Below are 13,475 nucleotides of genomic sequence, written 5' to 3' on the forward strand. Positions count from 1 at the left end.
GCCACGCGGATGTCGCGCCACCGTCGCATGACCGTCGGCAGCCCCGTCGTCACGTGCTGCCCAGGGCGCGCGAGATGCCGCGGGCGGCGGTCCGTACGACGGGGACGACCGCTTGGGCGCTCGCGTCGTTGGGCACGATGACGGCCAGAGCCGCTATCACCGTGCCGTCGCCGCCGCGCACGGGGGCGGCGATCCCGAGGGCCTCTTCGTGGACGTAGCCAGGGCAGTAGGCGTATCCCTGCTGCCGGACGTCGGCCAGGATCGCGCGTAGCTGTGCCGGGGTGGCCGGAGTTCGGGGTGTGTAGGTGGTGAGGGGGCCGGCGAGGATGCGTTCCCTCAGAGAGACGGGGCCGTGGGCCAGCAGCACCAGGCCGCTGGAGGAGGCGTGCAGGGGCAGCCGGCCGGCGACCCGGGTGTAGTTGATCACCGCGCTGGGTGCCGAGAGGCGCTCCAGGAACAGCACGTCGTCGCCGTCGCGCACGCCCAGCTGCACGTGGTGGCCGACGACGTCGTGCACGCCCTCCATGAACGGCATCGCGGTGTCCCTCAGCGAGAGCGTCGGCGAAGCGCGTGTCACCAGCTCCCACAGGCGCACACCGATCCGCACCTTGCGGTCGTCGTCCCGGCTGAGGAAGCCGTGCGCCACCAGCTCGGCCACGAGCCGGGAGGCCGTCGCCACATGCAGCCCGCTGCGGCGGGCGATCTCCGAGACGGTCAGCGCCGGCTCGTCCTGGCTGAAGGCCTCCAGGATGCGAGCCGCCCGGGAAAGGACCGAGTCATGGAGGGGTGTCTTCATGATCCGTGCTCCGGTGTTCGGGCATACGCCGCCGGGAGACCAGCATGGCATTCGCCCTCCGGCACGCAAGGCCGCCCCGTGCAGCCGGAGGTTCGCGGCGTATCGGAGCCGAAACGGGATCTTCGCCAGGGCGATGGGTCCGGCGCGAGACGCCGAGGGCCTGGAGGGTGACCAGGCCGCGCCGGTTCCTGCCGCAGCGGCCGAACAGCTCACGCCTGTGCCGTCGCCCTCGACGGCGCTGTCGGACTTCGGGACGACGGCCGGTTCCTTGGATCCGCAGTGCGCGCCGGGGCCCAGCGGGTCTGTCTGCCGGTGGTGTCGCCACGCGCAGGACGAAGGGAGTTGACGGTTGCCGGTGCGTCGCGCCGGACCGAAGGAAGAGCCTGGTCAGCCGCACCCGACGGGTGCGGCTGACCAGGGGGCGGGTCACGCCTGCAAAGTCTCTTGCGGCGCCGTCGTCCGGCGGAGGACGGGCAGCAGCCCGGCCGCCACCAGTGCCGAGGCCAGGCCGAGGAGGCCGACGGCGCCGGCGAGGCTGCCGGTGGCGGACTCGACGGCGATCAGGGCGAGCGGGCAGAGGAACTGCCCGGAGAAGAACGACGCCGTCCACAGGCCGGTGCCGCGGCCGCGGTCGGCGTAGTCCAGCTTGGACATCGCCCAGGTGAGCAGCGAGGGCAGCAGGAAGCCGGTGCCGATGCAGTTGAGGACCGCGCCGGCGACCAGGACCGGGGTGCTGGGGGCCAGGCCCATGACCACGAACCCGGCTCCGCACAGGGCGAAGATCGCGGGCAGCCTGCGCTCCGGCCGGCCGGTGAGCCTGGCGAAGGTGAGGCATCCGGTGACGGTGGCGGCGCTGGCGATCGCGGTGGCCATGCCGATGATGCCGCTGTTCTTCACGCCCAGGTCGTCCAGCAGGTAGGCCGTTTCCACCGGGACGGTGTAGAAGACGATGGCGCCGAACACCGACAGCACGCAGATGCCCGCCAGTCGGCGCACGGGGAACGGCCGTGCCTCGGCGGCGGCAGCCTTTTCCGTGGCTGCGCCCTGCCTGGGCTGGGGCAGGTACGCGGCCATGGCGGGGGCGAGGAGCAGCCCGACGGCGTAGAGCCAGAACGGGGTACGCCAGCCCGAGGATCCGAGCGCGCCGCCGAGCACGAAGAAGGCGGTGGCGGAGGCGGAGGCGCACAGGGTCTGCAGGGCCAGGTAGCGGTCCCGTACGCGGCCTGTGTAGTAGTCGCCGATCAGTGTGGTGCAGCAGGTCATGATGGCGGCCTCGGTGACGCCGAGGAGGGCGCGGCTGGCCACGATGGCACCGAGGGAGTCCAGCCACAGCGGTGCGGTGCCGAACAGGGCGTACAGGACGGCCGCGACGATCAGGAGGCGTTTGCGTCCCAGCCGGTCGATGATGACGCCCGCGAAGGGGGCCAGCAGGGCGAGCGCGAGTGCGGGGACGGTCAGGACCATCGGGACGAGCGCCTTGGCGCCGGGCACTGTGGCGAAGTGCGCCTGCATCTTCGGCAGCACCGGAGCGAGCAGCACCGCGCCGAGGATCGGCAGACAGCTGCCTGCCATCAGAAGCACGATGCGCAGACGGCCCCCGGCTTCGGGCGCGGGCTCGGTGTTCTGGGCGGCGGTGCCGTCGGCGGGCACGGGTGGGGAAAGGAATCCGGGCATGCGAGGCCTCCACGGGGCGGGGGCGGGGGCGCGCAACCGCGCCCCCGCGGTGGCCGTGGCCGTGCCAGGCTGCGGGGCGCAGGTGCACCCAATGGGGATGCGCCCGAGAGCGGGCGTCAGGAACTGGCACGACTATGGGCCAGGCTCCCCCGGGCGGCTACCCTCTGCGCGATCAAACTCCTGGATCGTGTTCATCCAGCCTGTGGATGGCGGGTGGTCGGCCCGGTGAGGGAGGCAGCGACGCGCGCGGCCGTCTCGCGCAGCCAGATGTGCGCGGCATCGCGGGTGTGGACCGGGTGCCACCACAGGGCCTGCCGGAGGGGGACGGCCTCGTAGGGCGGCTCCATGATCCGTACCGGGGCGACGCCGCGCAGGCGCTCCGCGAGGCGCCCTTGGACGAGGGCGATGCGACGGGTGCCGGCGACCAGGAAGGGCAGGGTCTGGAAGCTGTCGACGGAGACCTCGACGTGGGGTTCGATGCCGAGCATGCCGAGCTGGCGTACGGCCGGGGCGTCATAGGTGCGCTGGTATGTCACCCACGGCAGCCGGGCCAGGTCCTCGGTCGTGATGCGGTCACCGACCTCGGGGTGGTGGTCCGCGACGAGGAAGACCCATCGGTCGTCGTAGAGATCGGTGGCGGGGAAGCCGCTGATCACACCGTGCGGCATGAACAGGCCGTCCGTCGTGCTGAGCAGGGTGGCGGTGTCGTCGATCACGGTCGGCGGGATCTGGGTGAAGCGCAACCTGATACCCGGCGCCTCTTCATGGACGACGCGGGCGAGTTCGCTACCGAAGACGGCGACGGCGTAATCGGTCGCAAGCAGTGTGAACTGGCGGCTCTCGGCGGCCGGGTCGAAGTGGGCCTGACTGCTGAAGAGGCGTTCCAGCAGGTCGCAGGCGGTGGACGTGCGGTCGAGGAGGACCTGCCCGAGGGCGGTGAGCTCGTAGTGGCCGCCGGCCCGGGTGAGGAGGTCGTCGTCGAAGTGGCGGCGCAGCCGGGCGAGCGCGGCGCTCATGGCGGGCTGGCTGAGGCCCATGCGACGCCCGGCCCGGGTGACGTTGCGCTCCTCCAGCAGGGCACGCAGCGCGACGACGAGGTTGAGATCGAGGCGGGCCAGGTTCACGGGACTCCCCTTAGCAACACTTTGATCAGCGATTATAAACGTCGCGGATCGCGAATATCCACAGAATCGATTTCCCTGATCAGGGCGGGCGGCCTCAGATTATGTCCCACCTGCAATCAGGAGGACATGTCCGTGAAACCCGAACCCGCATCCGCTCTGTTCGCGGGCCCTTTCGCCCTCGCCACCCTCTCGACCCCGGGCCAGCCGCACTTCCCCGCCCTGGTCACGGCCGGCAGTCAGGTAGTCGACCTCCGAGCGGCCCTGCGGGACGACGCTCTGACGATGCGCGGTCTGCTCGAGCGGTGGGCGGTCGCACTCCCCCTGTTGCACAAGCTCGCCGCCGACCCCGGGACCGAACGGCGGCCCCTGGCGGACTTCCGGGTGCATGCTCCCATCGAGCCGCGTCAGGTGCTGCAGTCGGGAGCCAACTACCGGCAGCACGTGATCGACCTGCACGTGGCCCACCGGGACCCCGCCGACGACCGCTCCGAGGAGGATCGGCGCGCCGAGGCAGCCGAGATCATGGACCGGCGGGCGGCCGAGGACCTGCCGTACATGTTCATCGGCCTGCCAAGCGCGATCACCGGCCCGTATGACGATGTCGTACTGCCCTCCTGGGCTGAAAAGCCGGACTGGGAGCTGGAGTTGGCGGTTGTCATCGGCCGGCCGGCCCACCGGGTGTCCGCCGAGAGTGCCCTCGACCATGTCGCCGGGTACACGATCGCCAACGACCTCACCGACCGTGCCACCGTCTTCCGCCGGGACATGCCGCAGATCGGCACCGACTGGCTGCGCAGCAAGAACGCACCCGGCTTCACCCCGCTGGGACCCTGGATCGTGCCCGCCGGGTCGATCGCCGACCCGGACGACTTGCGCGTCACGCTCAGGCTCAACGGCGACACCATGCAGGACGAGTCCACCAAGGACATGATCTTCAGCGTTGCCCGGATGGTGGCGTACGCCTCCCAGACCGCTCGCCTGCTGCCCGGTGACCTCATCCTGACCGGCAGCCCGGCCGGCAATGGCATGCACTGGGGTCGGCTGCTGCGCGACGGCGACGTGATGGAGGGTTCGGTCACCGGGCTCGGTGTGCAGCGCACCCGATGTGTGGCGGAGGCCGCGTCGTGACCCTGAACCGCCATGATCCGGAAGGCTCCATCGCGCGCACGGCCAAGGCGTGCTCCAACTGGGGGCGTTGGGGCGAGGACGACGTGCTCGGCACCCTCAACTTCCTCGACGCGGCCAAGCGGCGCGAGGGCGCGGCGCTGGTCCGGCGGGGCGTCAGCTTCTCCCTCTCCCAGCGGTTCGACATGAACGGTCCGCAGAAGGGCTGGCGCCGGCGGACCAACCCGGTGCACACCATGCTGGACACCGGCACCGACGCGGCCCTGGGTATTCAGGGCTTCCCGCACGGCATCGGCGGGGCCGACGATGTGATCGCCATGCCTTTGCAGTGCTCCACCCAGTGGGACGGGCTCGGCCACATCTTCGACCACGGCAAGGCCTGGAACGGTCGGGCGTCCGAGAAGGTGGTCACCTCCGAGGGCGACCTCGTCACCGGTATCGAGCACATGGCGCCGTACGTCGCGGGACGCGGCGTTCTCCTCGACGTGGGCCGGGCCGTAGGCACCGGGGGCGAGTTGTCGGACGGTTTCGCGATCAATGAGGAGCATCTGACCGCGACCGCGGCGGCGCACGGGGTGACCGTGGGGCGCGGCGACATCGTGCTGGTGCGTACCGGACAGCTTGCCCGTGCCCGGCGCGAGGGGTGGGGTGACTACGCAGGCGGCGCGGCCCCCGGGCTGTCGTTCACCACCGCAGGCTGGCTGCACGGCAGCGAGATCGCTGCGATCGCCACCGACACCTGGGGTTTCGAGGTGCGGCCCAACGAGTTCGAGCACGCCTTCCAGCCGTTGCACCAGGTGGCCATCCCGCACATCGGCCTGTTGATCGGTGAGATGTGGGACCTGGAGTCGCTCGCCGAGGACTGCGCGGTCGACGGCGTGTACGAGTTCTGGCTGACCGCCGCACCGCTGCCCATCACCGGAGCCGTCGGCTCTCCGGTCAATCCGATCGCCGTCAAGTAACAGCGGAACGAAGGAGTTCCCCATGAGCAACACCAGCAGAGTCCTCGTCGTGGGCGGCGGCGCCGCCGGCAACGCCGTGACGGTCCTGCTGCGCCGCGCCGGCGTCGAGGTGGACCTGATCGAGGCCAGGGCTGACTGGAACGCCACCGCCGGCTCCGGCATCACACTGCAGGGCAACGCGCTGCGCGTGCTGCGCGAACTCGGCGTGTGGGAACAGGTCGAGGCCTCCGGGTTCGCCTTCGGGTCGCTCGGTGTGACCGCCCCGGACGGCACGCTGCTCTTCGCCCACGAGGACATCCGCACCGGCGGTGACGACCTGCCCGCCACGGTCGGCATGCAGCGGCCGCGGCTCCAGCAGATCCTCATCGACGCCGTCCGCGCCTCCGGCGCCGACCTGCGCCTGGGCACCACCGCCGAGACCCTGGAGCAGGACGCCGAGGGCGTCTCGGTGCGGTTCAGCGACGGCACCGAGGGCCGCTACGGCCTGGTGATCGCCGCCGACGGCCTCAACTCCGCGACCCGCGCGGCGATCGGGATCACCGATAAGCCCGAGCCCACCGGCATGGCGATCTGGCGCGCCCCCGCCCCACGCCCCGAGGGGCTGGTCCGCACGGACCTGGCGTACGGCGGCCCGGCGTACATCGCGGGGTACTGCCCGACGAGCGAGACCACCATCTACGCGTACGTCGTCGAGGCCTGCCGCGACCGCGCCCTCATCGACCCGGCCACCTACGCGGACGAGATGCGCCGGCTCGCGCGCAGCTACGGCGGCCACTGGACCGAGATCACCGAGCACATCACCGACCCGGCGAAGGTCAACTACACCTGGTTCGACCGCCTGTTGGTGGAGGGCTCCTGGCATCGCGGCCGGGTCGTCCTCATCGGCGACGCGGCACACTGCTGCCCGCCCACCCTGGCCCAGGGGGCGGCCCTGTCCCTGGAGGACGCCTCCGTGCTGGCCGAGCTGCTGACCGGCGGGCGGGACTGGGACGACGCACTGCTCCAGGAGTTCTACGAGCGCCGCATCAGGCGGGTCCGGCCGGTCGTCGAGGCGTCGGTCCAGCTCGGGCAGTGGCAGCTGGACGGCGTGCGCGACGCCGACGTACCCGGTCTGATCGCCCGCACCCTCACCCCGCTCAGGGAACTGCCGTGACCGCACCGACAGTCGACGTCCACGCCCACCTCCTGGTCTTCGAGGTGGAGGAGGCCGTCGCCGATCACCCCGACCTCGCGGCGGCCCGGGCGCTGGACGCCCGCCGCAACGGTCCGGCCGCCCTCGCCGTGAGCGGGCCGATGGTGCGCGAGCGCATCCCGCGCCTCACCGACGTCGCCGTACGCCTCGCCGCGATGGACGCGCAGGGCGTGGACGTGCAGCTGGTCAGCCCGTCGCCCTCGCACTACCACTACTGGGCGGACGAGGCGACGGCCGAGAAGGTGTACCGGCTCGCCAATGAGGCGACGGCCGCGCACTGCGCCCAGGCGCCGGACCGGCTGCACGGTCTCGGGCTGGTCCCGCTGCAGCACCCGGAGCAGGCCGTGCTCGCCCTCGAACACGCCCTGGACCAGGGCCTGTCGGGAGTGGAGATCTCCTCGCACGCGCCGGGCCGCGAGCTGTCGGACCCGGCGTACGAGCCCTTGTGGACGCGGGCCGAGGAGACGGGCGCGATCCTGTTCCTGCACCCCTTCGGCTGCACGCTCGACGAACGCCTCGACCAGTGGTACCTGTCCAACACCGTCGGCCAGCCCACGGAGAACGCGGTGGCGCTGTCCCACCTCATCTTCTCCGGCGTACTGGACCGCCATCCGGGCCTGAAGCTGATCGCCGCGCACGGCGGCGGCTACCTCCCCACCCACATCGGCCGCTCCGACCACGCCTGGTCGGCCCGCTCCGACGCGGGCGCGGGCTGCGCCCATCCACCCAGCAGCTATCTGCGGCGCCTGTACTTCGACTCCCTGGTCCACGACCCGCACGTCCTGCGGGAGCTGATCCGGGTCGTCGGCGCCGACCGGGTGCTGCTCGGCTCCGACTTCCCCTTCGACATGGGGACCGAGGACCCGGTCGGCGCCCTGCGCGCCGCGCGGCTGTCCGACTCCGACTTCCACGCCGTACGCGGCGGCAACGCGGCCGCCCTCCTTCGGAAGGACTGAACTCATGCGCCTGCTCACCCATCTGCGGCACGTCGACCTGGCGGTGCCCGACTACGACAAACAGCTCGACTTCTACGCCGGCGTCTGGGGACTGACCAAGGTCGCCGAGGACTCCGGCATCTCCTTCCTGGCCGCCGAGGGCAGCCCCGAACAGTACGTCGTTCGGCTGCGCAGGGCCGACGAGAAGCGCCTCGACCTGGTCTCCTACGGCGCGGGCAGCCCGGCCGACGTGGACACCCTCGCCGAGCAACTCCTCGCCGGTGGCGTGCAGTTGGTCTCCCAGCCGGGCAAGATCGACACGCCCGGCGGCGGCTACGGCTTCCGCTTCTTCGACGTCGACGGCCGCACCATCGAGGTCTCGGCCGACGTCGAGGTGCGGCAGCACCGCAGGATCGAGGAGAAGGAGGCGATCCCGGTCAAGCTGTCCCACGTCGTCCTCAACTCCCCCGACCTGAACCGCACCCGGGAGTGGTACGAGCGCCACCTCGGCTTCCGCCTCTCCGACACCCTCATGCACCCGAACATCGGTGAGGCGATGCACTTCATGCGCATCAGCAACCAGCACCACTCCATGGCCATCGCCAAGGGCCCGCACGCCTCCCTGCACCACATCTCCTTCGAGATGCGCGGGATCGACGAGTACATGCGCGGCTCCGGCCGGGTGATGCGGGCCGGCTTCAAGAAGATCTGGGGCCCGGGCCGGCACCTCGCCGGCGACAACACCTTCACCTACTTCCTCGACCCGCACGGCAACACCGTCGAGTACACCACCGAGCTGGAATGCCTCGACGAGGACACCTGGCACCCCCACGTCTACGACTTCTCCCAGCCCGAGGTCACCGACCAGTGGGGCACCGCCAACCCGATGAACGAACTGGTCGCCAAGGAGTCCTTCAACGACCCCGACCGCGGCTGCTTCGTGGCCCCGCCGGTCTGACCCCCCTCGAACCCCGGGGACGCGGTGGCCCTGTCACCGCCCTGACGCCCTTGCCGCGTCCCCGGCTTCCACCGCTGTCGAAGACCGCCGGAACCTGGAGCCGTGCATGCGATTCGCCACCTATGAACACCGACACCAGCGCCGGGTCGCCGTCGTGGAGGAGGACGGCACCCTCCACTCGGTCCCCGGGGCGCGCTCGCTCACGGAGCTGATCAGCCGCGGCGACGGACTCGACGCGCTCCTGCGCGCCGGCGCCGCCACGCTGGACGTCCCGCCGGGCCCCCACGTGTCCGAGGTGCGGCTGCTGCCACCGCTCCAGCCGCCCACCGTGCGGGACTTCGTCACCTTCGAGGAGCACGTCGAGGGTGTACGGCGGGCCGTGGACGGCGCCACCGGGGTGCCCGAGCAGTGGTACGCCGCCCCGACCTTCTACTTCACCAATCCCTACGCGGTCTTCGGCCCGTACGACGACATCCCTGTACCCCCGGGATCGAGCGTTCTGGACTTCGAACTCGAGGTCGCCGCAGTCATCGGGGTCGAAGGCCGCGACCTCACCCCCGAACAGGCCCGCGACCACATCGTCGGCTACACGATCTTCAACGACTGGTCCGCCCGCGACCTGCAGTCCGCCGAGATGAAGGTCGGCCTCGGCCCCTGCAAGGGGAAGGACACCGCCACCACGCTCGGGCCGTACCTGGTCACCGCCGACGAGCTGGAGCCCTTCCGCGACCCCGACGGCTTCCTGCGTCTGGCCCTGACCGCCGAGGTCAACGGCGAGATCGTCGGCAAGGACCTGCTGTCGAACATGAGCTGGACCTTCGAGGAGATGGTCGCCTACGCCTCCCGTGGCACCCGCGTCGTTCCCGGTGACGTCCTCGGCTCCGGCACCTGTGGCAATGGCGGCTGCCTGGCAGAGCTGTGGGGTTTGCGTGGCGAGCAGACGCCGCCCCCGCTGAATCCGGGCGACGTCGTCACCCTCACGGTGGAGGGCATCGGCACCGTCTCCAACACCGTCGTGCCCGGTCCCGAACCCGTCGCCCTGCCGGTCGGCAGGCGCCGCTCGCGGGAGCGGCCGTGAGCGAACTCCACAGCAAGCGGCTGCTCGGCAAGGTCGTCGTCATCACCGGAGCGGCCCGCGGCCAGGGGGCGGCCGAGGCCGATGCCCTCACGAGGGAAGGCGCGCGTGTCATCGCCACCGATGTGACAGGAGCCCCCGGCTGCCGCCGGCTCGACGTCACCAGCGACGAGGACTGGGCCGAACTCGCCGCCGAACTGAAGGAGGCGTATGGCCAGGTTCACGGCCTGGTCAACAACGCGGGCATCACCTGGCGCGCCCGCATCGGCGACGTGCGCACCGACGACTTCCACCGCGTCCACGCCGTCAACGTCACCGGCCCGCTTCTCGGCATCCAGCACCTCGCCCCGCTGATGTCACGCGGTGCCTCCATCGTCAACGTCGGTTCCTCCGCCGCTCTCACCGGCCACTATCCGGTCGCCTACACGGCCAGCAAGTGGGCCTTGCGGGGCCTGTCGAAGACCGCGGCGCTCGAACTCGGGCCCCGGGGCATCCGGGTCAACACCATCCACCCCGGATACATCGAGACCGAGATGACCGCCTCCGCCGCGCCCGCCTTCCGTGAGGCGAACATCCGCGAGACGCCCCTGGGGCGGACCGGCACGGTCGGCGAGGTCACTCCCCTGGTCGTCTTCCTGCTGTCCGACGACTCGTCCTTCATCACCGGCGCAGAGATCGCCGTCGACGGTGGGCTCACCGCGCACGGCGGCGTCAAGTCCGTCTCGGACGCGCTGCAAGCGGACGGCCCGTGAAACGGCTGGACCGGAAAGCAGCTCCGGCTCCCAACTCGTCGTCAGCGACGGCTGGTCGACCGCTCGGCCGGCCCTCCCCACTGAAAGGAACGGGCAACACCGTGGACAAGGTCATCGCCAGCGCCACCGAGGCGGTCGGCGACATTCCTGACGGCGCTTCGCTCGCCGTCGGGGGTTTCGGCCTCTCCGGCATCCCCGGCGCCCTCATCGAGGCCCTCCATGCGCAGGGCACGTCGGGCCTGCGGGTCGTCTCCAACAACTGCGGTGTCGATGGGCGGGGGCTGGGCGTGCTGCTCGCTTCCGGTCGCATCAGCCGGGTCACCAGCTCGTACGTGGGTGAGAACAAGGAGTTCGCCCGCCAGTACTTGAGCGGGGAACTGGAGGTGGAGCTGACGCCCCAGGGCACCCTCGCCGAACGCCTGCGAGCCGGCGGGGCCGGGATTCCCGCCTTCTACACCCCGGCAGGCGTGGGAACCCAGGTCGCACGCGGCGGACTGCCCTGGCGGTACGCCCCCGACGGCTCCGCCGCCGTCGCCTCCCCGCCCAAGGAGATCCGCGAGTTCGGCGGCCGCGCGTACGTTCTGGAGCACGGCATCACCACCGACTTCGCCCTCGTACGGGCTTGGCGTGGCGACCGCCACGGGAACCTGGTCTTCCGCCGCGCCGCCGCCAACTTCAACCCGCTCGCCGCGATGGCCGGCCGCGTCACCGTCGCCGAGGTCGAGGAACTGGTCGAACCCGGCGAACTCGCCCCCGACATGGTCCACCTGCCCGGTGTCTTCGTCCAGCGGATCGTGGAGTTGACGCCGGCGCAAGCAGCCGACAAGCACATCGAGAAGAGGACGGTACGTTCCTGATGCCCTGGACCCGCGACCAGATGGCCGCCCGCGCCGCCGCCGAACTCACCGCCGGCTCCTACGTCAACCTCGGCATCGGCCTGCCCACCCTCATCCCCGACCACCTACCGCCCGGTGTGCACGTCGTGCTGCACTCCGAGAACGGCATCCTCGGCACCGGCCCCTATCCGAGCGAGGACGAGGTCGACCCCGACCTGATCAACGCAGGCAAGGAAACCGTCACCGTGCTGCCGGGAGCCTCCTTCTTCGACTCGGCTCTGTCCTTCGGCATGATCCGCGGCGGCCACATCGACACCGCCGTACTCGGCGCCATGCAAGTCTCGGAACACGGCGACCTCGCCAACTGGATGATCCCCGGCAAGATGGTCAAGGGCATGGGCGGCGCCATGGACCTCGTCCACGGCGCCCGCCGCGTCATCGTCCTCATGGAACACACCGCCAAGGACGGCACCCCGAAGATCCTCAAGGAGTGCACCCTCCCCCTTACCGGCGAGGCCTGCGTCCACCGCGTCATCACCGACCTCGGCGTCCTCGACATCACCGACGCCGGCCTCGCCCTCGTCGAAACCGCGCCCGGCGTCACCGTGGACCACGTCGCAGCGCGCACCGGTGCCCCCTTGCGCCTCGACAGCCTGTCGGCTGCTTGTTGACGACAAACGAGCCGCCGAACCGGAGGCGGCTGTCCCAGTCATCGGGAAGCCGACGCGGAAACGACCGGCCGGGCCACAGGAGCACGCCCTGACACGCCATACCGGTAGTTCGTCAAATCCGGCAGTAGAGATCAAGACCGTGTCCGACGGCAACCGCGTCGATCAGGGCCTGGAGCTCAGAGAGCGGGCCCTTGTCCGTCCAGGCTTGCCACCACCGGTGGAGGGTGACGGCGGGGGTGAGCCAGGAACGGACGGCCCGTAAGGCTCTGGGCTGGCGGGCAGTTGGTGCTGGTGGGGTGTGGCCGGGCCCCCTCTCTGGCCCGTCATCAGGCACGGATCCGGCGCGGTGGTATCGAGTGGTCCGGGCGGTGCGAACCACTGGTCCCAGCAGAAGGAGAAGGCGCAGTTGACCAGGATCTGGTGGCGGCGGATGGCGCGGTCGGAGCGGACTTGGAAGTTGGCCCAGCCGAGTTCATCCTTGATCTGCTTGTAGCTCTGCTCGATCCACGGCCGCAGCCCGTAGAGCCGCACGATTTCGGCGAGGTCGGCTGGCGGGTGCGGGCCGGTGGCGGCGTGTGGGGCGTCGGGGCGGGGCAGGTTGGTGGCCAGGTACCAGGTGGCCTTCTCCGGCAGCAAGCCCGGATCGGTAGTGGCCACTACCAGGCGGCACGGGAATCAGGGCCGTAGCCGCCCAGGCCGGCGTCGGCGGCCCACCAGGTCTCGAAGTGCCCGTCGCGGAAATGGCGCTCAACCGGCGTCCAGTCACCCGGATGTTCCGGGTCGGTCCCGGCCGGGGCGTGGGCGGCCTCGATGGGGGTGTGCGGCTGGTCGGCCTGGGCTCAGGTGCTGCGGTGCGGCTTGAGCGCCACGACGTAGGGCAGGCCGGCCTCGCGCAGCGCGTGGTACCAGTCGTCGCTGGTGGAGTAGGCGCAGTCGGCGACCACGGCCCCGCAGGCGAAGCCCGCCTCCTTGGCCCGGGCCGCGAGGGCGGCGGACAGCTGCGGCTTGGTGCGGAAGGCCGGATCGGACCGGCCGTCAATATGCTGCCCGACCTGCTCCTGAACGAGCCGGCCATCATCACCAACGGCGCCCATCTCAGCGACGGGTCCTGGGAGCGCGAGGTCACCCGCAGCGTGTGGCAGTACCGCCACGTGCGCACCGTGGAGGACTACATCGCGAAAACAATCGAGATCCTCACGGCGGGGGCCGCCAATCCGGAGTGATGGTAAGACCGCGCCACGAACCACAGATCCCATGATGCGGTAGGAAATCTGCCGTCTTCAGCACAGGTGGTCAGAGCATCGCTGCTGGTCAGCGAAGGGCTGTCGGAGCAGGTGCATGGCAGAGAACAACCTTCCCTCCCACGGCCTCAGCA

Annotated in this window: 14 protein-coding genes; 9 read left to right on the forward strand and 5 right to left on the reverse strand. The window is 70.8% G+C overall.

All coding sequences use genetic code 11. From position 1 onward, the window contains the following. Positions 1 to 49 precede the first annotated feature (49 nt). From ABZO29_RS01050 to ABZO29_RS01060, 3 genes are all read right to left on the reverse strand, one after another. A complete protein-coding gene (locus tag ABZO29_RS01050; RefSeq protein WP_367318220.1) occupies positions 50 to 796 on the reverse strand; it encodes an IclR family transcriptional regulator in 747 nt (248 codons plus the stop codon). 426 nt (positions 797 to 1,222) lie between these two features. Then, a complete protein-coding gene (locus ABZO29_RS01055) occupies positions 1,223 to 2,368 on the reverse strand; it encodes an MFS transporter (RefSeq protein ID WP_367326019.1) in 1,146 nt (381 codons plus the stop codon). Between the two features lie 293 nt (positions 2,369 to 2,661). Next, on the reverse strand, positions 2,662 to 3,594 hold the full coding sequence (locus ABZO29_RS01060) for a LysR family transcriptional regulator (protein ID WP_367318221.1): 933 nt from the start codon (positions 3,592 to 3,594) through the stop codon (positions 2,662 to 2,664). 126 nt (positions 3,595 to 3,720) lie between these two features. Here ABZO29_RS01060 and ABZO29_RS01065 point away from each other — a divergent pair, with 126 nt between their 5' ends. The 9 genes from ABZO29_RS01065 (at position 3,721) to ABZO29_RS01105 (ending at position 12,100) form a co-directional block, all read left to right on the forward strand. Then, a complete protein-coding gene (locus ABZO29_RS01065) occupies positions 3,721 to 4,722 on the forward strand; it encodes a fumarylacetoacetate hydrolase family protein (protein WP_367318222.1) in 1,002 nt (333 codons plus the stop codon). Continuing rightward, on the forward strand, positions 4,719 to 5,681 hold the full coding sequence (locus tag ABZO29_RS01070) for a cyclase family protein (RefSeq protein ID WP_367318223.1): 963 nt from the start codon (positions 4,719 to 4,721) through the stop codon (positions 5,679 to 5,681). Before ABZO29_RS01065 ends, ABZO29_RS01070 begins: the two co-directional genes overlap by 4 nt. 22 nt (positions 5,682 to 5,703) lie before the next feature. Further along, entirely contained in the window at positions 5,704 to 6,834 is a 1,131-nt protein-coding gene (locus ABZO29_RS01075) for an FAD-dependent oxidoreductase (RefSeq protein ID WP_367318224.1), read from the forward strand. After that, a complete protein-coding gene (locus ABZO29_RS01080) occupies positions 6,831 to 7,829 on the forward strand; it encodes an amidohydrolase family protein (protein WP_367318225.1) in 999 nt (332 codons plus the stop codon). The genes ABZO29_RS01075 and ABZO29_RS01080 overlap by 4 nt, the downstream gene beginning before the upstream one ends. Positions 7,830 to 7,833: 4 nt before the next feature. Beyond that, positions 7,834 to 8,766, forward strand: a complete 933-nt coding sequence (locus ABZO29_RS01085; RefSeq protein ID WP_367318226.1) for a VOC family protein — start codon at positions 7,834 to 7,836, stop codon at positions 8,764 to 8,766. A 106-nt stretch (positions 8,767 to 8,872) separates the two neighbouring features. Continuing rightward, the gene (locus ABZO29_RS01090; RefSeq protein WP_367318227.1) at positions 8,873 to 9,844 is read left to right on the forward strand and encodes a fumarylacetoacetate hydrolase family protein; all 972 of its coding nucleotides are present in this window, start codon (positions 8,873 to 8,875) and stop codon (positions 9,842 to 9,844) included. Further along, positions 9,841 to 10,593 (forward strand): SDR family NAD(P)-dependent oxidoreductase, encoded by a 753-nt coding sequence (locus tag ABZO29_RS01095; protein WP_367318228.1) that lies wholly within the window; start codon positions 9,841 to 9,843, stop codon positions 10,591 to 10,593. Before ABZO29_RS01090 ends, ABZO29_RS01095 begins: the two co-directional genes overlap by 4 nt. Positions 10,594 to 10,694: 101 nt before the next feature. Next, positions 10,695 to 11,450 (forward strand): CoA transferase subunit A, encoded by a 756-nt coding sequence (locus ABZO29_RS01100; protein ID WP_367318229.1) that lies wholly within the window; start codon positions 10,695 to 10,697, stop codon positions 11,448 to 11,450. After that, positions 11,450 to 12,100, forward strand: a complete 651-nt coding sequence (locus ABZO29_RS01105; protein ID WP_367318230.1) for a CoA transferase subunit B — start codon at positions 11,450 to 11,452, stop codon at positions 12,098 to 12,100. The genes ABZO29_RS01100 and ABZO29_RS01105 overlap by 1 nt, the downstream gene beginning before the upstream one ends. A gap of 162 nt (positions 12,101 to 12,262) precedes the next feature. Here ABZO29_RS01105 and ABZO29_RS01110 read toward each other — a convergent pair whose 3' ends face one another. Together ABZO29_RS01110 and ABZO29_RS01115 are read right to left on the reverse strand one after the other, a co-directional pair. Further along, positions 12,263 to 12,736, reverse strand: coding sequence for a hypothetical protein (locus ABZO29_RS01110; protein ID WP_367318231.1), 474 nt, complete (start codon positions 12,734 to 12,736; stop codon positions 12,263 to 12,265). Between the two features lie 203 nt (positions 12,737 to 12,939). After that, on the reverse strand, positions 12,940 to 13,356 hold the full coding sequence (locus ABZO29_RS01115) for a transposase (protein ID WP_367318232.1): 417 nt from the start codon (positions 13,354 to 13,356) through the stop codon (positions 12,940 to 12,942). Positions 13,357 to 13,475: the final 119 nt, after the last annotated feature.

Origin of the sequence: Streptomyces sp. HUAS ZL42, from assembly GCF_040782645.1 — a bacterium.
In the GTDB taxonomy this organism is placed as follows: Bacteria; Actinomycetota; Actinomycetes; order Streptomycetales; family Streptomycetaceae; genus Streptomyces.

Coding starts and splice junctions, on each gene's coding strand:
- ABZO29_RS01050 (WP_367318220.1), bottom strand. CDS start 796: ATGAAGACACCCCTCCATGACTCGGTCCTTTCCCGGGCGGCTCGCATC.
- ABZO29_RS01055 (WP_367326019.1), bottom strand. CDS start 2,368: ATGGCAGGCAGCTGTCTGCCGATCCTCGGCGCGGTGCTGCTCGCTCCG.
- ABZO29_RS01065 (WP_367318222.1), top strand. CDS start 3,721: ATGTCCGTGAAACCCGAACCCGCATCCGCTCTGTTCGCGGGCCCTTTC.
- ABZO29_RS01075 (WP_367318224.1), top strand. CDS start 5,704: ATGAGCAACACCAGCAGAGTCCTCGTCGTGGGCGGCGGCGCCGCCGGC.
- ABZO29_RS01085 (WP_367318226.1), top strand. CDS start 7,834: ATGCGCCTGCTCACCCATCTGCGGCACGTCGACCTGGCGGTGCCCGAC.
- ABZO29_RS01090 (WP_367318227.1), top strand. CDS start 8,873: ATGCGATTCGCCACCTATGAACACCGACACCAGCGCCGGGTCGCCGTC.
- ABZO29_RS01105 (WP_367318230.1), top strand. CDS start 11,450: ATGCCCTGGACCCGCGACCAGATGGCCGCCCGCGCCGCCGCCGAACTC.
- ABZO29_RS01115 (WP_367318232.1), bottom strand. CDS start 13,356: ATGGGATCTGTGGTTCGTGGCGCGGTCTTACCATCACTCCGGATTGGC.